At 57.8% G+C, this 20,613-nt stretch carries 22 protein-coding genes and 2 tRNA genes; 18 read left to right on the top strand and 6 right to left on the bottom strand.

From position 1 onward, the window contains the following. A complete protein-coding gene (argA, locus tag ABIC80_RS13290) occupies nt 1-1,332 on the bottom strand; it encodes an amino-acid N-acetyltransferase (protein WP_023481070.1) in 1,332 nt (443 codons plus the stop codon). A gap of 224 nt (nt 1,333-1,556) precedes the next feature. Between argA and amiC the strand changes: the two genes are divergently transcribed. Next, complete coding sequence (amiC, locus tag ABIC80_RS13285; RefSeq protein ID WP_023481090.1) at nt 1,557-2,810, top strand: N-acetylmuramoyl-L-alanine amidase AmiC; 1,254 nt, start codon at nt 1,557-1,559, stop codon at nt 2,808-2,810. Nucleotides 2,811-2,908: 98 nt separating this feature from the next. Here the strand turns inward: amiC and ABIC80_RS13280 are convergent. Both ABIC80_RS13280 and ABIC80_RS13275 read right to left on the bottom strand, forming a co-directional pair. Next, nucleotides 2,909-2,985, bottom strand: a tRNA-Met gene (locus tag ABIC80_RS13280). 54 nt (nt 2,986-3,039) lie between these two features. Beyond that, nucleotides 3,040-3,116: transfer RNA gene (locus ABIC80_RS13275), tRNA-Met, on the bottom strand. A gap of 205 nt (nt 3,117-3,321) precedes the next feature. Here ABIC80_RS13275 and mltA point away from each other — a divergent pair. Together mltA and tcdA are read left to right on the top strand one after the other, a co-directional pair. Then, on the top strand, nt 3,322-4,428 hold the full coding sequence (gene mltA / locus ABIC80_RS13270) for a murein transglycosylase A (protein WP_094421911.1): 1,107 nt from the start codon (nt 3,322-3,324) through the stop codon (nt 4,426-4,428). 69 nt (nt 4,429-4,497) lie between these two features. After that, the gene (gene tcdA, locus ABIC80_RS13265) at nt 4,498-5,310 is read left to right on the top strand and encodes a tRNA cyclic N6-threonylcarbamoyladenosine(37) synthase TcdA (RefSeq protein WP_042713386.1); all 813 of its coding nucleotides are present in this window, start codon (nt 4,498-4,500) and stop codon (nt 5,308-5,310) included. Here tcdA and csdE read toward each other — a convergent pair. After that, nucleotides 5,295-5,744 (bottom strand): cysteine desulfurase sulfur acceptor subunit CsdE, encoded by a 450-nt coding sequence (gene csdE, locus ABIC80_RS13260; RefSeq protein WP_200135194.1) that lies wholly within the window; start codon nt 5,742-5,744, stop codon nt 5,295-5,297. The two genes, tcdA and csdE, sit on opposite strands and share 16 nt — an antisense overlap. Next, nucleotides 5,744-6,949, bottom strand: a complete 1,206-nt coding sequence (gene csdA / locus ABIC80_RS13255) for a cysteine desulfurase CsdA (protein WP_429177442.1) — start codon at nt 6,947-6,949, stop codon at nt 5,744-5,746. The genes csdE and csdA overlap by 1 nt, the downstream gene beginning before the upstream one ends. A 201-nt stretch (nt 6,950-7,150) precedes the next feature. Between csdA and ABIC80_RS13250 the strand changes: the two genes are divergently transcribed. From ABIC80_RS13250 to rlmM, 4 genes are all read left to right on the top strand, one after another. Then, nucleotides 7,151-7,378 (top strand): YgdI/YgdR family lipoprotein, encoded by a 228-nt coding sequence (locus ABIC80_RS13250; RefSeq protein WP_023481080.1) that lies wholly within the window; start codon nt 7,151-7,153, stop codon nt 7,376-7,378. Between the two features lie 351 nt (nt 7,379-7,729). After that, the gene (gene gcvA / locus ABIC80_RS13245; RefSeq protein WP_023481079.1) at nt 7,730-8,644 is read left to right on the top strand and encodes a glycine cleavage system transcriptional regulator GcvA; all 915 of its coding nucleotides are present in this window, start codon (nt 7,730-7,732) and stop codon (nt 8,642-8,644) included. Between the two features lie 40 nt (nt 8,645-8,684). Next, nucleotides 8,685-9,080, top strand: a complete 396-nt coding sequence (locus ABIC80_RS13240) for a DUF423 domain-containing protein (RefSeq protein ID WP_023481135.1) — start codon at nt 8,685-8,687, stop codon at nt 9,078-9,080. Further along, entirely contained in the window at nt 9,073-10,173 is a 1,101-nt protein-coding gene (gene rlmM, locus ABIC80_RS13235) for a 23S rRNA (cytidine(2498)-2'-O)-methyltransferase RlmM (protein ID WP_023481082.1), read from the top strand. The genes ABIC80_RS13240 and rlmM overlap by 8 nt, the downstream gene beginning before the upstream one ends. Before the next feature lie 76 nt (nt 10,174-10,249). Here rlmM and ABIC80_RS13230 read toward each other — a convergent pair whose 3' ends face one another. Beyond that, nucleotides 10,250-11,287 (bottom strand): aminopeptidase, encoded by a 1,038-nt coding sequence (locus tag ABIC80_RS13230; protein WP_042713717.1) that lies wholly within the window; start codon nt 11,285-11,287, stop codon nt 10,250-10,252. A gap of 245 nt (nt 11,288-11,532) precedes the next feature. On the opposite strand from ABIC80_RS13230, the gene cysG reads away from it, so the two are divergent. The 11 genes from cysG (at nt 11,533) to ABIC80_RS13175 (ending at nt 20,453) form a co-directional block, all read left to right on the top strand. Further along, entirely contained in the window at nt 11,533-12,939 is a 1,407-nt protein-coding gene (gene cysG / locus ABIC80_RS13225; protein WP_429177637.1) for a siroheme synthase CysG, read from the top strand. A gap of 9 nt (nt 12,940-12,948) precedes the next feature. After that, nucleotides 12,949-13,857, top strand: coding sequence for a sulfate adenylyltransferase subunit CysD (gene cysD, locus ABIC80_RS13220; protein WP_023481127.1), 909 nt, complete (start codon nt 12,949-12,951; stop codon nt 13,855-13,857). 9 nt (nt 13,858-13,866) lie between these two features. Then, nucleotides 13,867-15,294: a sulfate adenylyltransferase subunit CysN gene (gene cysN / locus ABIC80_RS13215; RefSeq protein ID WP_429177440.1), complete on the top strand. Its 1,428-nt coding sequence runs from the start codon at nt 13,867-13,869 to the stop codon at nt 15,292-15,294. Then, nucleotides 15,294-15,899 (top strand): adenylyl-sulfate kinase, encoded by a 606-nt coding sequence (gene cysC, locus ABIC80_RS13210; RefSeq protein WP_042713713.1) that lies wholly within the window; start codon nt 15,294-15,296, stop codon nt 15,897-15,899. The genes cysN and cysC overlap by 1 nt, the downstream gene beginning before the upstream one ends. A 109-nt stretch (nt 15,900-16,008) precedes the next feature. Continuing rightward, entirely contained in the window at nt 16,009-16,335 is a 327-nt protein-coding gene (locus ABIC80_RS13205; RefSeq protein ID WP_023481103.1) for a DUF3561 family protein, read from the top strand. 163 nt (nt 16,336-16,498) lie between these two features. Continuing rightward, nucleotides 16,499-16,837, top strand: coding sequence for a cell division protein FtsB (gene ftsB, locus ABIC80_RS13200; protein ID WP_023481120.1), 339 nt, complete (start codon nt 16,499-16,501; stop codon nt 16,835-16,837). Nucleotides 16,838-16,855: 18 nt separating this feature from the next. Next, nucleotides 16,856-17,566 carry a 2-C-methyl-D-erythritol 4-phosphate cytidylyltransferase gene (gene ispD, locus ABIC80_RS13195; protein WP_128482198.1) on the top strand — a complete coding sequence of 237 codons (711 nt, stop codon included), beginning with the start codon at nt 16,856-16,858 and terminating at the stop codon, nt 17,564-17,566. After that, complete coding sequence (gene ispF / locus ABIC80_RS13190) at nt 17,566-18,045, top strand: 2-C-methyl-D-erythritol 2,4-cyclodiphosphate synthase (protein ID WP_429177438.1); 480 nt, start codon at nt 17,566-17,568, stop codon at nt 18,043-18,045. The genes ispD and ispF overlap by 1 nt, the downstream gene beginning before the upstream one ends. Next, nucleotides 18,042-19,091 carry a tRNA pseudouridine(13) synthase TruD gene (gene truD / locus ABIC80_RS13185; RefSeq protein WP_263754031.1) on the top strand — a complete coding sequence of 350 codons (1,050 nt, stop codon included), beginning with the start codon at nt 18,042-18,044 and terminating at the stop codon, nt 19,089-19,091. The genes ispF and truD overlap by 4 nt, the downstream gene beginning before the upstream one ends. Further along, entirely contained in the window at nt 19,072-19,833 is a 762-nt protein-coding gene (surE, locus tag ABIC80_RS13180) for a 5'/3'-nucleotidase SurE (protein WP_023481097.1), read from the top strand. The genes truD and surE overlap by 20 nt, the downstream gene beginning before the upstream one ends. Beyond that, nucleotides 19,827-20,453 carry a protein-L-isoaspartate(D-aspartate) O-methyltransferase gene (locus tag ABIC80_RS13175; RefSeq protein ID WP_023481101.1) on the top strand — a complete coding sequence of 209 codons (627 nt, stop codon included), beginning with the start codon at nt 19,827-19,829 and terminating at the stop codon, nt 20,451-20,453. Before surE ends, ABIC80_RS13175 begins: the two co-directional genes overlap by 7 nt. Nucleotides 20,454-20,613: the final 160 nt, after the last annotated feature.

Here is a 20,613-nt window from a genome sequence, read left to right as displayed (position 1 = left end):
TCAGGTCAGATCGGCCATCAGCACTTTTGAGCGCCGCTGGTAGTTGTACATCTGCTTTTTGGTTTCAGGCAGCGAGTCGATATCTACCGGCGTAAAGCCGCGCTCCTGGAACCAGTGAATGCTGCGGGTGGTGAGCACAAACAGCTTGCTGAGCCCCATCTGCCGCGCCTGCAACGCAATGCGCTCCAGCAGCGCTTCGCCGCGTGACGAGCTGCGATAATCAGGATGCACGGCAACGCAGGCCATCTCGCCAATCTTCTCTTCCGGGAAGGGGTAGAGCGCCGCGCAGGCGATAGTCAGGTTGTCGCGCTCAATGATCGTGAACTTATCGATCTCCATCTCCAGCTGCTCGCGGGAGCGGCGCACCAGAATGCCCTGCTGTTCGAGCGGGCGAATCAGTTCCAGAATGCCGCCGATGTCGTTAATGGTGGCGCGGCGGATCTGCTCGGCGCTCTCCATCACAATCTGCGTACCAATACCGTCGCGGGAGAAGAGCTCCTGCAACAGCGAGCCATCTTCCTGATAGCTGATTAAGTGGCTGCGACGCACGCCGCTGCGGCACGCTTTTACCGCGCCGCGCAGGAAGCGCACGGTGCCGGAGTGGTAGTCGCCGCGCTGCTCCAGCTCTTCGACACGCGCCTGCGCGTCGTTAGGGAACAGTTCAGAAACAATTTCGCCTTCATCATTCATCACACCCTGTGATGAGCAAAAGCCGATCATCTTCTCTGCTTTCAGCTTGATCGCCAGCTGGGTGGCAATCTCTTCGGAGGTGAGGTTAAAGCTCTCCCCGGTCACGGAGACCGCCACCGGCCCCATAAGCACAATTGCGCCGCTGTCGAGCTGGCGGTGGATCGCCTCTTCATCAATACGGCGAATACGCCCGCTGTGGCAGTAGTCAACGCCGTCATCAACGCCCAGCGGCTGCGAAATAATAAAGTTACCGCTGACCACGTTGATGTGCGCACCCTGCAACGGCGTATTGTTGAGGCTCATCGACAGCCGCGCGGTGATATCCAGCTGCAAAAGCCCTGCGGCCTGTTTCACCAGTTCAAGGGTTTTGGCGTCGGTAACGCGGGTGTGTTTGTGGTAGATCGGTTCGTGGTGATGTTCAGCAAGGTTGGCGTCGATTTGCGGGCGGGCGCCATAGACCACCACCAGCCTGATCCCGAGGCTATGCAGCAGGCCGATGTCGTTGACAATGCTGGAGAAGTTTTCATGCTCGATGGCTTCACCCCCGAGCATAATGACGAATGTCTTTCCCCGATGGGCGTTGATATAGGGAACGGAATGGCGAAATCCCTGCACCAGTTCGGTTCTGCGCTCTTTGACCACGGCCTGTCCTCACTGCATGATTATTCGTAAAAAGTGTATTTTTATTCTTTTATTGCCTTCGCTGCAAGCACAAATTTTCTTAACCCAGGATTCTCCCGTCTTTGTGAAGCATAGCGCCAGACATATGTTTACCCTTTAAAAGATGACAGTTTATGCATCATTCGCTAAAGTTTTCCGTCAATTCTGACGTTAAGCATTATTTAAACAAATTGCTCGGGAGAAGCATGTCGGGAAGTCATTCAGCGCTGAGCCGCCGCAAATTATTACAGGGTGCGGGGGCGATGTGGTTATTAAGCGTGAGCCAGGTTGGCCTGGCCGCCGTCAGTCAGGTGGTCGCCGTGCGCGTCTGGCCTGCGTCGAGCTATACCCGTGTGACGGTGGAATCGAACCGCGTGGTGAAGTACAAACAGTTCGCCTTGAGCAACCCCGACCGCCTGGTGGTGGATCTGCAAGGCGTTCATCTCAACTCCGTGCTTAAGGGCATGGGAACGCAGATCCGCAGTGACGATCCCTTTATCAAATCAGCCCGCGTGGGTCAGTTCGATCCGCAGACGGTGCGCATGGTGTTTGAACTTAAGCAGAATGTGAAACCGCAACTCTTTGCGCTGGCGCCGGTCGCAGGCTTCAAAGAGCGTCTGGTGATGGATCTCTATCCGGCGAATGCGCAGGATGTGCAGGATCCGCTGCTGGCGCTGCTTGAAGAGTACAACCAGGGCGATCTTGATAAGCAGGTGCCGCCCGCGCAGAGCGGCCCGCAGCCGGGCAAGGCTGGGCGTGACAGGCCGATTGTGATCATGCTCGATCCCGGCCATGGCGGGGAAGATCCGGGTGCGACGGGGAAATATAAAACCCGTGAGAAGGATGTGGTGCTGCAAATCGCCCGCCGTCTGCATGCGCTGATCGAGAAAGAGGGCAATATGAAGTCCTATATGACCCGCAACGAGGATGTCTTTATTCCGCTGAAGGTGCGGGTGGCGAAAGCGCAGAAGCAGCGCGCCGACCTCTTTGTCTCGATTCACGCCGATGCCTTTAGCAGCCGCCAGCCGCACGGTTCCTCCGTTTTCGCGCTCTCGACCAAAGGGGCGACCAGTACGGCGGCGAAATATCTGGCGGATACGCAGAACGCGGCGGACTTGATTGGTGGCGTAAGCAAAAGCGGTGACCGCTATCTCGATCACACCATGTTCGATATGGTGCAGTCGCTGACCATCAACGACAGCCTGAAGTTTGGCAAAGCGGTGCTTAATAAGCTGGGGCGCGTCAATAACCTGCACAAGAACAGCGTCGAGCAGGCGGGCTTTGCGGTGCTGAAAGCGCCGGATATCCCGTCGATTCTGGTTGAGACGGCATTTATCAGTAATGTGGAAGAGGAGCGTAAGCTCAAGACCGCAAAATTCCAGCAGGAAGTCGCAGAGTCGATTCTGGCAGGGATTAAAGCCTACTTCGCGGATGGCGCGACGCTGGCGAGAAGGGGATAACAGAATGGCGCCGAAGGGCGCCATTTTTTTCTCTTGTTTGCTGCGCGGTTTTACAAACGCCAGAAACAAAAAAACACCCGTTAAGGTGTTTATTGTGTTGGTTGCGGGGGCCGGATTTGAACCGACGACCTTCGGGTTATGAGCCCGACGAGCTACCAGGCTGCTCCACCCCGCGTCCGTCTGTTTACACTTCCATCATGTAAACTTTTTCTTTCTTCCACATTTTAATTGGTTGCGGGAGCCGGATTTGAACCGACGACCTTCGGGTTATGAGCCCGACGAGCTACCAGGCTGCTCCATCCCGCGTCCGTGGAAGCGCACTATACGCCGTAGACGATTTGATGCAACCTTTTTTTGCGACATTTGTCGATTTAAGGACTTTATGTTTAAAAACAACACAATGTGCTTAAGATTTAAACAAAACTGGTGTCGGAATGTTCTTGTGCATTTCATTAGCCACAGCGGTTTGTTATCTTCATCCGGCTTGGGGTTAACCAAAAGATGAGAAACAATGAAAGCACGTTGGGCTAGGTTCGTACTCACAGGCGCGATGGTGGCACTTCTCGCGTCCTGCTCTTCTAAACCGACCGATCGCGGTCAACAGTATAAAGACGGAAAATTCTCTCAGCCTTTTTCCCTCGTTAATCAGCCTGACGCCGTGGGCGCACCGATTAATGCCGGAGACTTCTCCGAGCAGGTGAGCCAGATCAGAGGCTCTGCGCCGCGCCTGTATGGCAACCAGAGCAGCGTCTATAACGCCATTGAAGCCTGGCTGCGCGCCGGGGGCGATACCCGCTCGCTGCGCCAGTTCGGCATTGACGCCTGGCAGATGGAAGGCACAGATAACTACGGCAACGTGCAGTTTACCGGCTACTACACGCCGGTGGTGCAGGCGCGCCACACCCGCCAGGGCGAGTTCCAGTATCCTATCTACCGTATGCCGTCAAAACGCGGCCGCCTGCCTTCGCGCGCGGAGATCTACGCCGGGGCGCTTAGCGAGAACTATGTGCTGGCCTACAGCAACTCGCTGATGGACAACTTCATTATGGATGTGCAGGGCAGCGGCTATATCGATTTCGGCGACGGCAGCCCGCTCAACTTCTTTAGCTACGCCGGTAAAAATGGTCATGCCTACCGCAGCATCGGCAAAGTGCTGATCGATCGCGGTGAAGTGAAGCGCGAAGATATGTCGATGCAGGCGATCCGCGAGTGGGGCGAGAAGCACAGCGAAGCGGAAGTGCGTGCGCTGCTGGAGGAGAACGCCTCCTTTGTCTTCTTTAAACCGCAATCCTGGGCACCAGTCAAAGGCGCCAGCTCCGTGCCGCTGATTGGTCGCGCGTCGGTTGCTTCTGATAAAACCGTGATCCCGCCGGGCACCACGCTGCTGGCGGAAGTGCCGCAACTGGACAGTAAAGGCAAATTCAACGGCCAGTATGAGCTGCGCCTGATGGTGGCGCTGGATGTGGGTGGCGCGATTAAAGGCCAGCACTTCGACATCTACCAGGGTATCGGCGCAGAAGCCGGGCATCGCGCCGGCTGGTATAACCACTATGGTCGTGTCTGGATCCTGAAGAACGCGCCGGGCGCGGGTCTGACGGGCAACGTCTTTAGCGGCTAAGGGAATGTGGTAAACTCTTCACCCCTTCCGGTCCCGGAGGGGGTTCTCTGTTTCAGCTTGAGGTTTCATATGTCAGCAGTAATCAGCGACGCCTGGCGCCAGCGCTTTGGCGGGACGGCGCGTTTGTATGGTGAAAAAGCGCTGCAGTGGTTTGCCGATGCGCATATCTGCGTGGTCGGCATCGGTGGCGTCGGGTCGTGGGTCGCCGAAGCGCTGGCGCGCACCGGAATTGGCGCCATCACGCTGATTGATATGGATGATGTCTGCGTCACCAACACCAACCGGCAGATCCATGCCCTGCGCGATACCGTCGGTGAAGCGAAAGCGGAAGTGATGGCCGCGCGCATTCGCGATATCAACCCGGAGTGCCGCGTCACGGTGATCGACGATTTCGTCACCGCTGATAATGTGGCGCAGCTGATGAGCACCTCGTTCAGCTATGTGATTGACGCTATTGATAGCGTGCGGCCAAAAGCGGCGCTGATCGCCTATTGCCGCCGCAATAAGATCCCGCTGGTGACCACCGGCGGCGCGGGCGGGCAGATCGATCCGACGCAGATCCAGGTGAGCGATCTGGCGAAAACCATTCAGGATCCGCTGGCGGCGAAGCTGCGTGAGCGGCTGAAGAGCGATTTCGGCGTGGTGAAAAACAGTAAAGGCAAACTCGGCATCGACTGCGTCTTCTCCACCGAAGCGCTGGTCTACCCGCAGGCGGATGGTTCGGTGTGTGCGATGAAAAGCAGCGCGGAAGGGCCAAAACGGATGGATTGCGCCGCCGGGTTTGGTGCAGCAACGATGGTGACCGCCACCTTTGGCTTTGTCGCGGTCTCCCATGCGTTAAAAAAACTGATGGCGAAAGCGGAGCGTCAGGCCAGCGCCTGACGGGCCTGTTCCTGCACGGCGGCGGCCAGCGCCGCCAGCCCCTGGCTGCGCGAGGCGCTCAACTGATTGCGCAGCCCCAACTCATCAAACAGCGCCAGCGGATCGTTCTCGATAAGTGACTGCGGGCGTTTGCCCTCCACCGCTGTTAGCAAGACCGCTAACAAACCACGCACGATACGCCCTTCGCTGTCGCCAAAAAAGTGCAGCGTGCCGTCGGGCAGACGCGTTGAGCCGAGCCAGACGCGGTTTTCGCAGCCGGGGATCTCCTGCGCCTGCGCTTTTATCTCGTCCGTTGCGGCAGGCAACTGCTTGCCGAGCATAATCAGCTGGCGGTACTTCTCTTCCCACGCGTTGAGGGCGCCAAAGGTCTGGCGCAGTGTCTCTTCAGTGACCACGGTGCCGAACGGATGTCCGGCGAAAGCTGGGCTTGTCATCAATCCACCAATAGTTCCAGAGCACGGTCGACGGCGCTGACCAGCGCATCGACATCCTGTTGAGTATTATAGGGCGCAAATGAGGCGCGTAGCGTGCCGTTGACGCCAAGCGCGGCAAGCAGCGGCTGGGCGCAGTGCTGGCCCGCGCGCAGCGCGATGCCGTAACCCGCCAGCAGCGTCACCATATCGCTGTGATGCACGCCGTCAAAGGTGAAGGCCAGCAGGCTGGAGTCCTGGCAGCGGAACGAGCGGAAACCGGGGCGCTGTGCCAGTTGTTCTTCCGCCAGCGTCGCCAGCCCACGGCTGTAGCGTTCCGCCTGCGCAATATCAATTCCGTTCAGCCACTCCAGCGCGGCGCTTAGGCCAATTACACCCGCCACGTTAGGGGTGCCCGCTTCGAGCTTATAAGGCACCGGCTGGGTGGTGAAACCCGCAAAGGTCACTTCGCTGATCATCTTCCCGCCGCCGAGCCACGGCGTCATCGCCTCCAGCAGTTCCGCTTTGCCATACAGCGCGCCAATGCCGTTTGGGCCATAGAGTTTATGGCCGGAGAAGGCGTAAAAATCGATATCGAGTTGCTGCACGTCGGCAGGGAAATGGACCACGCCCTGCGCGCCATCGACCATCACCACCATGTCGGCCTGATGGGCAAGCGTAATGGCGCGGGCCAGATCCGGGCAGCCACCGGTGACGTTGGACATCTGTCCCAACGCCAGGATCCGGCTGCGGGAGGTGATAAGGGCAGGAAGCTGGTTAAGATCCGGCAGGCGATCGTCCGCCAGCGGCAGTTTCACCACTTTTGCGCCGCTCTGCTCCGCCACCATCAGCCACGGCACCAGGTTGGCGTGGTGCTCCGCCTCGCTGACAATGATCTCATCGCCAGCTTTTAAGCGCGGGCGGGCATAGCACTGGGCAACCATGTTGATCGCCTCGGTGGTGCCGCGCGTCCAGACAATATTTTTGCCGGAAGGGGCATTGAGCAGCGTGGCGACCTGGTCGCGTGCGGCTTCATAGCGGGCGGTGAGCTGCTGCGCTTCGGCAAACTGGCTGCGGTGAACATTGCCAGCGCTCAGGCTGTAGAACTGCTGCGTGGCGTCGATTACCGTCTGCGGTTTCAGCGCGGTCGCGGCACTGTCGAGGTAGACACCCGCGTCGGCCAGCGCCGGAAACTGGGCGCGAAACTGCGAAGGATTAAATGCGTTCATACTTATCCTCATCTGTAGGCCGACGATGGTCGCGCACTTTTTTTCCGTGGGCAAGGGGATTGATAACCATCGGAATTATCTGTTTGTACTGGCGGAACTGCGCAAGCAGGTTATGCTGATAAGTGTAAGTAACGTGTTTGAGACTCTTCCAGTAAGAGTATTTCACAGCATTAATTGCCAGAATAAATCAAGGAGAAGAAGATGAAGAAGACTGCCGCAATTATTTCTGCTTGTACTTTAGCTTTCGCCCTGAGCGCCTGTTCCAGCCCGAACTACGCGTTGCACACCAACGATGGCCGTACAATCATTTCCGAAGGCAAGCCGAAAACTGACGACCAGACAGGAATGATTTCCTACAAAGACGCGAACGGTAATGAGCAGCAGATCAACCGTTCTGACGTGAAAGAGATGGTTGCTCTGGAGAAATAATCCAGAACGCCAGGCAAAAAAAAGCACCGCAATTTGCGGTGCTACATTAATCACTATGGACAGACAGGGTAAATGTACAGGAAGTGAAAAAGGGGTAGCGTCGCTACCGGGGTCTGAAATGCAGACCAAATTGCAAACACAACAACACAACATCACAACCGTAAGCCAAAAGCCCTTCAGAATCTCAATTCCAAAACACTTTTCGTTCCGGCTTCAGGAAGTGGCGCCACTATAGGTATTTGCTGGTGCAACCTCAACGGACAATTTATAATGGCTCAGATAAAAAAAACTAATAGGTTAACTACTGTTTCCTGTTTGTTAAATTCAGTTTACATCTAAGCCTGATAAACCATGTCCAAGCGATTACCACCTCTTAATGCATTACGTGTTTTTGATGCCGCTGCCCGCCATTTAAGTTTCACCCGCGCGGCCGATGAGCTATTTGTGACGCAGGCCGCAGTAAGCCACCAAATCAAGTCTCTCGAGGATTTTCTCGGCCTGAAACTCTTTCGCCGCCGCAACCGTTCGCTGCTGTTAACGGAGGAGGGGCAGAGTTATTTTCAGGATATCAAAGAGATATTTTCCCAGCTCAATGAAGCCACCCGCAAATTGCAGGCGCGTAGCGCAAAGGGCGCGCTGACCGTCAGCTTGCTGCCTAGTTTCGCCATTCAGTGGCTGGTGCCGAGACTCTCCAGCTTTAACTCAGCTTATCCGGGAATCGACGTGCGCATCCAGGCGGTTGACCGCGAAGAGGACAAGCTCGCCGACGATGTTGATGTGGCGATCTTCTATGGTCGCGGCAACTGGCCGGGCCTGCGCGTGGAAAAACTCTATGCAGAATATCTGCTCCCGGTCTGCTCGCCGCTGCTGCTGACCGGCGAGAAGGCGTTAAAGACGCCGGACGACCTGGCGCGCCACACCCTTTTGCATGATGCCTCGCGCCGCGACTGGCAAACTTATACCCGTCAGTTGGGCGTTAACCTCAATGTTCAGCAGGGGCCGATCTTCAGCCACAGCTCGATGGTGCTGCAGGCGGCGATCCATGGCCAGGGCGTGGCGCTGGCGAACAACGTGATGGCGCAATCGGAGATCGAAGCGGGTCGTCTGGTCTGCCCGTTTAACGATGTGCTTGTGAGTAAAAATGCTTTTTATCTGGTTTGTCATGACAGCCAGGCAGAACTGGGTAAAATAGCGGCCTTTCGTCAGTGGATCCTGGCCAAAGCGGCAAGCGAGCAGGAGAAATTCCGTTTCCGCTACGAACAATAATTCGCGCGCGCAGGGCGCGTATGACTCTTGGGGAAGTAACATGACCAGCCGTTTTATGCTGATTTTCGCCGCAATAAGCGGTTTTATCTTTGTCGCGTTGGGCGCATTCGGCGCGCACGTGTTAAGCAAGTCACTCGGCGTCACCGAGATGAGCTGGATCCAGACCGGCCTTGAGTATCAGGCGTTCCACACCTTAGCGGTGTTCGGTCTTGCGGTGGCGATGCAGCGCCGCATCAGCATCTGGTTTTACTGGAGCAGCGTGTTCCTGGCGCTCGGCACCGTGCTGTTCAGCGGTAGTCTTTACTGCCTCGCGCTCTCCCATTTACGCCTGTGGGCGTTTGTTACCCCGGTCGGCGGCGTCTGCTTCTTAATCGGCTGGGCATTAATGTTAATTGGCGCAATTCGTCTGAAACGTAGGGGCGTTGTTCATGAATAAAGTGGTATTGCTGTGCCGCCCGGGTTTTGAGAAAGAGTGCGCAGCCGAAATTACCGATAAAGCCGGACGCCAGAACGTGTTCGGTTTCGCCCGCGTCAAAGAGAACGCGGGCTATGTCATTTTTGAGTGCTATCAGCAAGAAGATGCCGACAAACTGGCGCGCGAACTGCCGTTCAGCTCGCTGATTTTTGCCCGCCAGATGTTTGTTGTCGGTGAACTGCTGCGCGACCTGCCGCCGGACGATCGCATTACACCGATCGTTGGCATGTTACAGGGCGTGGTGGAGAAGGGCGGCGATCTGCGCGTTGAAGTGGCCGACACCAACGAAAGCAAAGAGCTGATGAAGTTCTGCCGTAAGTTCACCGTCCCGCTGCGCGGTGCGCTGCGTGAAGCGGGCATCCTCGCGCGCAGCGACTCGGCAACCCGCCCGGTGGTGCATATCTTCTTTATTGCCCCAGGCTGCTGCTACACCGGCTACTCCTACTCTTATAACAACTCGCCTTTCTATATGGGCATTCCGCGCCTGAAGTTCCCGTCCGATGCGCCGAGCCGCTCGACGCTGAAGCTGGAGGAGGCGTTTCACGTCTTTATTCCTGCCGATGAGTGGGACGAACGTCTGGCGAACGGCATGTATGCCGTCGACCTTGGTGCCTGCCCTGGCGGCTGGACCTACCAACTGGTGAAGCGCAACATGTGGGTCTCGTCCGTGGATAACGGCCCGATGGCGCAGAGCCTGATGGATACCGGCCAGGTGACCTGGCTGCGCGAAGATGGTTTTCGCTATCGTCCGACGCGCAGCAACATCTCCTGGATGGTGTGCGATATGGTTGAAAAACCGGCCAAAGTGGCGGCGCTGATGGCGCAGTGGTTAACAGAAGGGTGGTGTCGTGAAACCATCTTTAACCTCAAGCTGCCGATGAAGAAGCGCTATGAAGAGGTCTCCAACAATCTCGCCTATATCCAGCAGCAGCTGGATGAGCACGGTATCGCCGCGCAGATCCAGGCGCGTCAGCTCTATCACGATCGTGAAGAGGTGACGGTTCATATCCGCAGAATGTGGGCGGCAGTGGGTGGACGCAGGGACGAGCGTTAATCCTTCTAAACGGAGCGGTGCTCAAACCCTCGCGCACTGCTCCTGTTCAGATAGCCTGCAATTAAAACCTGCAGGCTTATTTTTTATTTCCCGCCCTGGCTAGCTCTTTAACCAACGGCAGCATAATCCGCATCACATCGCGGCTGCGGTGTTCAATTCGCCCCGGCAGCGCCTTATCGATATAGAGCTGGTTATCAAGCCGCGCGCGGTGATAGCTCACGCCATCCGGAAACGCCTTCGATTTTGCCCGCTGCTGGGTGCCATCTTTATTCCCCAGAGACCAGTTGGCGGCTTCCACCGACAGCACCGGGATCATCGCGTTATCAAACACCTGCGCGTCATGGCAGCAGGGGCTGCGCTTCTCCGCGCCCGCCGGGGCGCTTAACGCCTGAATGCCGTGGGAGCGGGCAATCGCCAGCGCGCGGTCGCGCGTCAGTTTGCGCACCGAGGCCGGGGTGTTTTTGCCGCTGGTGAAATAGAGTTTGTCGCCAACGATCAGGTTATTGAGGTTAATCACCAGCAGGGTGTTTTTACGCTCTTTCTCGCTCATGCGATCAAGAAAGCTCCCCGCACCAAGCTGACCCTCCTCTTCGCCGCTGGTGGCGACAAAGCGCACGGTGTACTCCGTCGGCGTCGTTTTCAGCGCCTGCGCCAGTTCAAGCATCACGCCAAGCGCCGCGGCATTGTCATCAATGCCCTGCAAGGTTAAACCGCCGAGGTTGTTATCAACATCGGCATCGCTCTGCGGCGCGTAGGTATCAAGATGCGCCATCACGATAATCTGCTGCGGCACGCGCCCTTCATGGGCGGCGATCACCGAACTGCCGGTCACATTCTGCCAGCTCTGCTGATTATCTTTGGTGCTGTAGCGGTAGCGGGTTTTGAACTTACGGATATCGCTCTGATAACCCATCTGGGAAAATTGCTGCTGGAGATAGTCCGCGCTGAGCATTTCGGCCGGCGTGCCGGTCATGCGGCCGGGAAAGAGGCTGGCGATATGTCGCGCCTGTTCATTTGCCATGTCACCGGGTTGGGAAGAGCGGGCAGCAACCGGAAGGATAAAGCATACGCCGAGCGCCAGGGCAGCGGTACGGAGGCGCAATGCGGAAAACATAGTGAGTCCTTTATGCAGCAAGATTTTAAACGGGCTTAGTATGAAACTGTGACAGAGTTTGCACAATTTCATTTGTCGTTAACCATGCGAAAAATCTCACCTTAAGCACTTTTTGGTATGAGCTTTCCCAGCTCTTTATTCTTTTGCGGAACTACTCATTCCAATTCGTAATTTCATTCGTTCTAACGCGCCCCCTATAGTCCCCCTATTGCTGGCTGTGAGTGAGTTACAACGTTGTGGATTACCTGCCTCTGTTTGCTGCTGTAAAAGACCGCCCTGTTTTAGTGATTGGCGGCGGTGAAATTGCCGCGCGCAAAATCACCTTTTTGCGCCGTGCGGGCGCGCACGTACAGATAGTGGCCAGACGACTCGATCCGCAACTGCAACAGCTTGCCGATGAGCAGGCCGTTCACTGGATCGCCACGGAATTTGATGAGTCGCAGCTTGATGCGGTGTTTCTGGTGATTGCGGCTACCAACGATGCAGCCCTCAACCGCCGGGTATTTGACGCCGCTAACGCGCGCCATCGGCTGGTTAACGTGGTGGACGATCAGCCGCTCTGCTCCTTTATTTTCCCCTCTATTGTTGACCGTTCGCCGCTGATCGTCGCCATCTCCTCCGGCGGTAACGCCCCGGTGCTGGCGCGTCTGCTGCGTGAAAAGATTGAGGCGCTACTGCCGGGTAATCTCGGGCAGATGGCGGCGGTGGCCGGGCGCTGGCGCACGCGCATCAAAGCGTTTCGCCGCACCACCGACGATCGCCGTCGCTTCTGGGAAAGCGCCTTTCGCGGGCGTTTTGCCAGCCTGATGGCGGCAGGCGATGAGCCTGCGGCAGAGCGGGCGCTGGAAGCGGAGTTACAACAGCCGGGGTCGGCCAGCGGCGAGATTATCCTCGTCGGTGCCGGGCCGGGCGATGCGGGCTTGCTCACCCTGCGCGGTTTGCAGGTGATCCAGCAGGCCGATGTGGTCTTTTACGACCATCTGGTGAGCGATGCGGTGCTGGAGTTAACCCGCCGCGACGCGGAGAAGATCTGCGTTGGTAAGCGGGCGGGCGTGCATGCCGTGCCGCAGCACGAAACCAATCGCATGCTTGTAGAAGCGGCGCAGGAGGGGAAAACCGTAGTGCGCCTGAAAGGCGGCGATCCCTTTATCTTCGGTCGCGGTGGCGAAGAGCTACAGGCGGCGGCTGAAGCGGGCATTCCGTTCCAGGTGGTGCCGGGCGTTACTGCGGCATCGGGCGCGACGGCGTATGCCGGTATTCCGCTGACGCACCGGGATTTTGCCCAGAGCGTCACCTTCGTGACCGGGCACTACAAAGCCGACAGCGCACCGTTCGACTGGTCGCAGCTGGCGCAAAGCCGCCAGACGCTGGCGATCTATATGGGCACCATGAAAGCGGCCGAGATTAGCGCGCAGCTGATTGCCCACGGGCGTGAGTGCACCACGCCCGTGGCGGTGATCTCCCGCGGCACGCGTGCCGATCAACAGATTACTACCGGCACATTAGAACAACTTGAGGAACTGGCTACAGGCGCGCCAATGCCCGCCCTGTTAGTGGTGGGTGAAGTGGTTGCGCTTCATCGCGAACTGGCCTGGTTCCAGCAAACGACAGCCACGGCGGCGTTTGACGCTGCCGTGATTAATCTGGCTTAAGGAAGGGATATGGACGAAAAACGACTCACTCACCTGCGACAACTGGAGGCGGAAAGCATCCATATCATTCGCGAAGTGGCCGCCGAGTTTGCCAATCCGGTGATGATGTACTCCATCGGCAAAGACTCCAGCGTGATGCTGCACCTGGCGCGTAAAGCCTTCTATCCGGGCACGCTGCCGTTTCCGCTGCTGCATGTCGATACCGGCTGGAAATTCCGCGAGATGTATGAATTCCGTGACCGTACCGCCAAAGCCTACGGCTGTGAGCTGCTGGTGCATAAAAACCCGGAAGGGGTGGCGATGGGTATCAACCCGTTCGTGCACGGCAGTGCGAAACACACTGACATTATGAAGACCGAAGGGCTCAAGCAGGCGCTGAACAAGTATGGTTTTGACGCCGCATTTGGCGGCGCGCGCCGTGACGAAGAGAAGTCGCGCGCCAAAGAGCGTATCTACTCCTTCCGCGACCGTTTTCACCGCTGGGACCCGAAAAACCAGCGTCCGGAGCTGTGGCATAACTACAACGGCCAGATCAACAAAGGCGAAAGCATCCGCGTTTTCCCGCTCTCCAACTGGACCGAGCTGGATATCTGGCAGTACATCTTCCTGGAAAATATTGAGATCGTGCCGCTCTATCTGGCCGCCGAGCGACCGGTACTGGAGCGCGACGGCATGCTGATGATGATCGATGATGACCGTATCGATCTGCAGCCGGGCGAAGTGATTGAAAAACGCATGGTGCGTTTCCGTACCCTCGGCTGCTGGCCGCTGACCGGCGCGGTGGAGTCCCACGCGCAGACGCTGCCGGAGATCATCGAAGAGATGCTGATCTCAACCACCAGCGAGCGTCAGGGGCGCGTGATCGACCGCGATCAGGCCGGCTCGATGGAGCTGAAAAAACGCCAGGGTTATTTCTAAGGAGACGCCATGAACACCACTATTGCACAACAAATTGCGGATGAAGGCGGCGTCGAAGCGTACCTGCATGCCCAGCAACACAAAAGCCTGCTGCGTTTTCTTACCTGCGGCAGCGTCGATGATGGCAAGAGCACGCTGATTGGCCGCCTGCTGCACGACACTCGCCAGATCTACGAAGATCAGCTCTCAACGCTGCACAATGACAGCAAACGCCACGGCACCCAGGGCGAGAAACTCGATCTTGCGCTGCTGGTGGATGGCCTGCAGGCCGAGCGCGAGCAGGGTATTACCATTGACGTGGCGTATCGTTACTTCTCCACCGAGAAGCGCAAATTTATTATTGCCGACACGCCGGGGCATGAGCAGTACACCCGCAATATGGCGACCGGTGCCTCTACCTGCGATCTGGCGATCCTGCTGATCGATGCGCGCAAGGGCGTGCTGGATCAGACCCGCCGCCACAGCTTTATCTCCACGCTGCTTGGCATCAAACACCTGGTGGTGGCGGTGAACAAGATGGATCTGGTGGAGTTTAGCGAAGCGACCTTCGATTCTATTCGCCAGGATTACCTCACTTTTGCCGAACAGTTGCCGGGCGATCTCGATATCCGCTTTGTCCCGCTCTCGGCGCTGGAGGGCGACAACGTTGCCAGCCAGAGCGACAAAATGGCGTGGTACAGCGGCCCGACGCTGCTGGAGATGCTCGAAACCGTCGAAATCAAGCGTGTGGTAGAGAGCCAGCCGATGCGCTTCCCGGTGCAGTATGTTAACCGCCCGAACCTCGATTTCCGCGGCTTCTCCGGCACGTTGGCCTCCGGCGTGGTCAGGGTCGGGCAGCGCATCAAAGTGTTGCCGTCGGGCGTGGAGTCAACCATCGCACGTATCGTGACCTTTGATGGCGATCTGCAGGACGCGGGCGCGGGCGAAGCGATTACCCTCGTGCTGAAAGATGAGATTGATATCAGCCGCGGCGATCTGATCCTCGATGCGCAGGAAACACTGCCGTCGGTGCAGCGCGCCTCGCTGGATGTGGTGTGGATGGCAGAGCAGCCGTTGCAGGCGGGCCAGAGTTTTGAGGTCAAAGTAGCAGGCAAGAAAACCCGCGCGCGCATCGACGCCGTGCAGTACCAGGTGGATATCAACAACCTGAACCAGCGCGAAGTGGAAAGCCTGCCGCTGAACGGTATTGGGCTGGTTGACGTCACCTTTGATGAGCCGCTGACCCTCGATCCTTATCAGCAGAACCCGGTGACCGGCGGGATGATCTTTATCGATCGCCTGAGCAACGTCACCGTTGGCGCAGGCATGGTGCGTGAAGTGCACACCGATGCGCAGGTTGTGCCGTCGGAGTTCAGCGCCTTTGAGCTGGAGCTGAACCAGCTGGTGCGTAAACACTTCCCGCACTGGGGCGCGCGCGATCTGCTGGGAGGCAAATAATGGCGCAGCATGACGAAAACGTCGTCTGGCATGCCCATCCGGTAACGCCGCAGCAGCGCGAACAGCTCCACGGTCACCGTGGGGTTGTGCTCTGGTTTACCGGGCTTTCCGGCTCCGGTAAATCGACCGTGGCGGGGGCGCTGGAAGAGGCGCTACACCGCGCGGGCGTCAGCACCTATCTGCTTGATGGCGATAACGTGCGCCACGGGCTGTGCAGCGATTTAGGCTTTAGCGACGCGGATCGTAAAGAGAACATTCGCCGGGTCGGCGAAGTGGCGAAGCTGATGGTTGAATCGGGGCTGGTGGTGTTGACCGCCTTTATCTCGCCCCATCGCGCCGAGCGGCAGATGGTGCGTGAACGCCTCGGCGAGGGGCGCTTTATCGAGGTGTTTGTCGATACACCGCTGGCGATTTGCGAAGCGCGCGATCCGAAAGGGTTATACAAGAAAGCCCGCGCCGGTGAGCTGCGTAATTTCACCGGCATTGATTCGGTGTACGAAGCGCCAGAGGCGGCGGAAGTGCACCTTGATGGCGAACAATTGGTAACAAATTTGGTCAGCCAATTATTAGACCTGCTGCGGCAGGAAGATATTATCAGATCCTGAGACGGTACTGGCGATACACCCACTCTTCAGGCTTTAGCGAGTTTGCTTTTCGCGCCGTCTGAACAGGTGTGTATCGCGTTTACCGGTCGTGCAGGCAACAGGATCAGATATGCGTAACAGTCATAACATTACCCTCCCGCGGTCATCGTCTCTCCCCCCGACCGCCGACGAACCCACATGGTCGCTTCCGGGTGCCATCGTGGGTTTTGTCGCATGGCTGCTGGCGCTGGCAATCCCTTTTCTTTTATACGGCTCCAACACGCTCTTTTTTCTTCTCTATACCTGGCCCTTTTTTCTCGCCCTGATGCCGGTCTCGGTGGTGGTGGGAATTGCCCTGCATTCGCTGCTCGACGGTAGACTGCGTTACAGCTGTGTGGCGACGCTGCTCAGCGTGGCGGCGATGTTTGGCCTCCTTTTCCTCTGGCTGGTGGGCTAAGGCGCGCCATACTTCAAGGTGTAACGCCTGTTAAGGCAATGTGTCCGGGTTCGGATTGCTCAACATTTATGATAAAGTCTGGCGCTTGCGCGGTATCACCCGGCCCCGAAGTGGAGTCTGACGAAAAGTTATGGGATGATGATGCCGTTTTTCAGGGGGCAGGATGGGTAAATTAACGCTGCTTTTGCTGGCTTTGCTGGTCTGGCTGCAATACTCGCTGTGGTTCGGCAAAAATGGTCTGCATGACTACGGCCGCGTCAGCGAAGATGTGGCGGCTCAGCAGGCGACAAACGCAAAACTAAAAGCGCGCAACGATCAGCTGTTTGCCGAAATTGACGATCTCAATGGCGGCCAGGAAGCGATCGAGGAGCGTGCTCGTAATGAGCTGACCATGACAAAACCGGGCGAAACCTTCTATCGTCTGGTGCCGGACGCGTCAAAGCGCGCGGCGGGCTCAGCGCAGAACACACAAAACACGCAGAATACGCAAACTAGACCATAAACAGTCCCGGGTTAACGAATGGCAACACTCATTCCGGACGTCTGTGCCGTGGTGCCGGCCGCCGGATTCGGCCGCCGCATGCAAACGGAATGTCCAAAGCAGTATCTCTCCATCGGCGATAAAACCATCCTTGAGCACGCGGTCGCCGCGCTGCTCGCCCACCCGTGCGTCAGCCGGGTGATTATTGCCGTCAGCGCGGGCGATGAACGCTTCGCGCAGCTTCCTCTGGCCAATCATCCGCAGATTACGGTGGTAAACGGCGGCGCAGAACGTGCTGACTCGGTGCTGGCAGGCCTGAAGGCCGCTGCCGGTGCGCAGTGGGTGCTGGTGCATGACGCCGCGCGCCCCTGCCTGCACCAGGACGATCTCAACCGGCTGCTAGCCCTGCGTGAGACCAGCCGGGTTGGGGGGATCCTCGCCGCGCCGGTGCGTGACACCATGAAACGCGCCGAGCCGGGCCAAACCGCGATTGCTCACACCGTCGAGCGCAATGATCTCTGGCACGCCCTGACGCCGCAGTTTTTCCCGCATGCGTTACTCCACGACTGCTTAACCCGCGCGTTAGATGAAGGCGCTACCATCACCGATGAAGCCTCGGCGCTGGAGTATTGCGGCTATCATCCCGAGCTGGTCGCCGGGCGTGCGGATAATATTAAAGTGACCCGACCCGAAGATTTACGACTCGCAGAATTTTATCTGACCCATGCAGACCTTCAGGAGAAAGCATAATGCGCATTGGACACGGTTTTGACGTACACGCCTTTGGCGGCGCTGGCCCGATTATTATTGGCGGCGTGCGCATTCCCTACGAAAAGGGGCTGCTGGCGCACTCCGACGGCGATGTCGCCCTGCATGCGTTAACCGATGCGCTGCTCGGCGCTGCGGCGCTGGGGGATATTGGTAAGCTCTTCCCGGATACCGACGCGGCTTTTAAAGGCGCAGACAGCCGCGAGCTGCTGCGCGAAGCCTGGCGACGCATTCAGGCCAAAGGCTATACGCTTGGCAACGTGGATGTGACCATCATTGCGCAGGCACCGAAAATGTTGCCGCATATTCCGCAGATGCGCGTCTTTATCGCCGAAGATCTCGGTTGCCATATGGATGACGTTAACGTCAAAGCCACCACGACCGAGAAGCTCGGTTTCACCGGGCGCGGCGAAGGTATTGCCTGTGAAGCGGTGGCGCTGTTAGTGAAGGCGGCGAAATGACGGAATTTGATAATCTCACCTTCCTGCACGGCAAGCCTGGCGGCAACGGCATCCTGAAGGCCAGCCCGGAGGATTTCGTCGTGGTAGAGGATCTGGGCTTCGAGCCAGACGGCGAAGGTGAGCATATTCTGGTACGAATTCTGAAAAATGGCTGCAATACGCGTTTTGTTGCTGACGCTTTAGCGAAATTCCTTAAAATTCATGTGCGTGAAGTGAGCTTCGCCGGTCAAAAAGATAAGCATGCCGTAACGGAACAGTGGCTTTGTGCCCGCGTACCGGGTAATGGTATGCCGGATCTCAGCCAGTTCACGCTCGAAGGCTGCAAAGTGCTGGAGTATGCCCGCCATAAACGCAAACTGCGTCTCGGCGCGCTGAAAGGAAACGCCTTTACGCTGGTGCTGCGGGAAGTGAGTGACCGCGCAGAGGTTGAATCACGCTTAAAGGCCATCGTTGAACAGGGCGTGCCCAACTATTTTGGCGCACAGCGTTTTGGCATTGGCGGCAGCAACCTGCAGGGCGCGCTGCGCTGGGCGCAAAGCGACGCGCCGGTTCGCGATCGTAACAAACGCAGTTTTTGGTTGTCCGCCGCGCGCAGCGCGTTGTTTAATCAGGTGGTCAGCGAGCGGCTGAAGAAACCGGACTTCAATCAGGTTGTTGTCGGCGATGCGCTACAATTAGCGGGTCGCGGCAGCTGGTTCGTGGCGACCACTGAGGAGCGCGACGAGTTACAGGCGCGTGTCGATGCGAAAGCACTGATGATTACCGCGCCGCTGCCGGGCCGCGGCGAGTGGGGAACACAGGACGCGGCGCTGGAGTTTGAGCAGCAGGCAGTTGCTGATGCGCCAGAGTTACAGACGCTGCTGGTGAGAGAAAAAGTGGACGCTGCGCGCCGTGCGATGTTGCTCTATCCGCAGGCGCTCAGCTGGAACTGGTGGGATGACGCCACCGTCGAGGTACGTTTCTGGCTACCGGCGGGGAGTTTTGCCACCAGTGTGGTCAGGGAACTTATCAACACATCGGGTGATTATGCGAATATTGCTGAGTAACGATGACGGGATCCACGCGCCGGGTATCCAGACGCTGGCCCGTGCTCTTAGGGAGTTTGCCGACGTTCAGGTCGTGGCTCCCGATCGTAACCGCAGCGGTGCGTCTAATTCGCTGACGCTCGAATCTTCGCTTCGTACTTTTACCTTCGATAACGGCGACATCGCCGTGCAGATGGGCACGCCGACGGACTGCGTCTTTCTCGGCGTGAACGCATTAATGCGCCCGCGCCCGGATGTGGTGGTTTCAGGCATCAACGCCGGGCCGAACCTCGGCGATGATGTTATTTACTCCGGCACCGTTGCTGCCGCGATGGAGGGCCGTCATCTCGGCTTTCCGGCGCTCGCCGTCTCTCTTAATGGTCACACCCACTATGAAACCGCCGCTGCGGTCACCTGCGCCATCCTGCGTGGGCTGAGCCGCGAGCCGCTGCGCACCGGGCGCATTTTGAATATCAACGTCCCGGATCTGCCGCTGAGTGAGATCAAGGGCATTCGCGTGACGCGCTGCGGCAGCCGCCATCCTGCTGACCAGGTGATCCCGCAGCAGGATCCGCGCGGCAACACCCTCTACTGGATTGGCCCGCCGGGGGAGAAGTGCGATGCCGGTCCCGATACCGACTTCGCCGCCGTTGATGAGGGTTATGTTTCCGTTACGCCGCTGCACGTAGATTTGACCGCCTACAGTGCACAAGAGGTGGTATCAGGTTGGTTGGATCGCGCTGGGGTGAATACGCAATGGTAAGCAAACGCATCCAGGATCTTCTCAATCAGCTACGCGCGCAGGGCATCAAAGATGAACAGGTGCTTGAGGCGCTGTCGCGGGTGCCGCGCGAGAAATTTATCGATGAGGCGTTTGAACACAAAGCGTGGGAAAACGTCGCCCTGCCGATTGGTCAGGGGCAAACCATCTCCCAACCCTATATGGTCGCGCGCATGACCGAGCTGCTTGAGCTGACGCCCGATTCGCGCGTGCTGGAGATTGGCACCGGTTCCGGTTACCAGACGGCGATCCTCGCGCATCTGGTGCACCATGTCTGCTCCGTTGAGCGGATTAAAGGGCTGCAATGGCAGGCGCGCCGCCGCCTCAAACAGCTCGATCTGCACAATGTCTCCACGCGTCACGGTGATGGCTGGCAAGGATGGCAAGCACGCGCGCCATTTGACGCTATTATTGTGACAGCCGCTCCGCCTGAAATTCCCGCCGCGCTGATGTCGCAGCTGGATGACGGCGGCATTCTCGTTTTGCCCGTGGGCGACGAACTCCAGCAGTTGAAGCGGGTTCGTCGGCGGGGAAGCGAATTTATTATCGATACCGTTGAAGCCGTGCGCTTTGTTCCGCTGGTACGCGGTGAGTTAGCCTGAGTTACAGATTTATCCTGGGTATTTCGGGCCATAACAGCGTATTGTGGGCAAATTTGCCGTCGAGCTTCGCGGTTATCTTTAAGTCATTGGTAATTTACATAATATTGGGGGAAAAATGAGCGCGGGAAGCCCGAAATTCACCGTACGCCGTGTCGCGGCA

The organism is Kosakonia sp. 1610 (assembly GCF_050435845.1).
Taxonomy (GTDB): Bacteria; Pseudomonadota; Gammaproteobacteria; order Enterobacterales; family Enterobacteriaceae; genus Kosakonia; species Kosakonia cowanii.
Note: the sequence above shows the minus strand (reverse complement) of the source record. Positions and strands in the feature narration are given on the sequence as shown.

Coding starts and splice junctions, on each gene's coding strand:
- rlmM (WP_023481082.1), top strand. CDS start 9,073: ATGAATAAAGTGGTATTGCTGTGCCGCCCGGGTTTTGAGAAAGAGTGC.
- truD (WP_263754031.1), top strand. CDS start 18,042: ATGACGGAATTTGATAATCTCACCTTCCTGCACGGCAAGCCTGGCGGC.
- gcvA (WP_023481079.1), top strand. CDS start 7,730: ATGTCCAAGCGATTACCACCTCTTAATGCATTACGTGTTTTTGATGCC.
- ABIC80_RS13175 (WP_023481101.1), top strand. CDS start 19,827: ATGGTAAGCAAACGCATCCAGGATCTTCTCAATCAGCTACGCGCGCAG.
- cysD (WP_023481127.1), top strand. CDS start 12,949: ATGGACGAAAAACGACTCACTCACCTGCGACAACTGGAGGCGGAAAGC.
- cysC (WP_042713713.1), top strand. CDS start 15,294: ATGGCGCAGCATGACGAAAACGTCGTCTGGCATGCCCATCCGGTAACG.
- mltA (WP_094421911.1), top strand. CDS start 3,322: ATGAAAGCACGTTGGGCTAGGTTCGTACTCACAGGCGCGATGGTGGCA.
- amiC (WP_023481090.1), top strand. CDS start 1,557: ATGTCGGGAAGTCATTCAGCGCTGAGCCGCCGCAAATTATTACAGGGT.
- csdE (WP_200135194.1), bottom strand. CDS start 5,744: ATGACAAGCCCAGCTTTCGCCGGACATCCGTTCGGCACCGTGGTCACT.
- ABIC80_RS13250 (WP_023481080.1), top strand. CDS start 7,151: ATGAAGAAGACTGCCGCAATTATTTCTGCTTGTACTTTAGCTTTCGCC.
- ABIC80_RS13230 (WP_042713717.1), bottom strand. CDS start 11,287: ATGTTTTCCGCATTGCGCCTCCGTACCGCTGCCCTGGCGCTCGGCGTA.
- ispD (WP_128482198.1), top strand. CDS start 16,856: ATGGCAACACTCATTCCGGACGTCTGTGCCGTGGTGCCGGCCGCCGGA.
- ABIC80_RS13205 (WP_023481103.1), top strand. CDS start 16,009: ATGCGTAACAGTCATAACATTACCCTCCCGCGGTCATCGTCTCTCCCC.
- ABIC80_RS13240 (WP_023481135.1), top strand. CDS start 8,685: ATGACCAGCCGTTTTATGCTGATTTTCGCCGCAATAAGCGGTTTTATC.
- surE (WP_023481097.1), top strand. CDS start 19,072: ATGCGAATATTGCTGAGTAACGATGACGGGATCCACGCGCCGGGTATC.
- cysN (WP_429177440.1), top strand. CDS start 13,867: ATGAACACCACTATTGCACAACAAATTGCGGATGAAGGCGGCGTCGAA.
- tcdA (WP_042713386.1), top strand. CDS start 4,498: ATGTCAGCAGTAATCAGCGACGCCTGGCGCCAGCGCTTTGGCGGGACG.
- ispF (WP_429177438.1), top strand. CDS start 17,566: ATGCGCATTGGACACGGTTTTGACGTACACGCCTTTGGCGGCGCTGGC.
- ftsB (WP_023481120.1), top strand. CDS start 16,499: ATGGGTAAATTAACGCTGCTTTTGCTGGCTTTGCTGGTCTGGCTGCAA.
- csdA (WP_429177442.1), bottom strand. CDS start 6,949: ATGAACGCATTTAATCCTTCGCAGTTTCGCGCCCAGTTTCCGGCGCTG.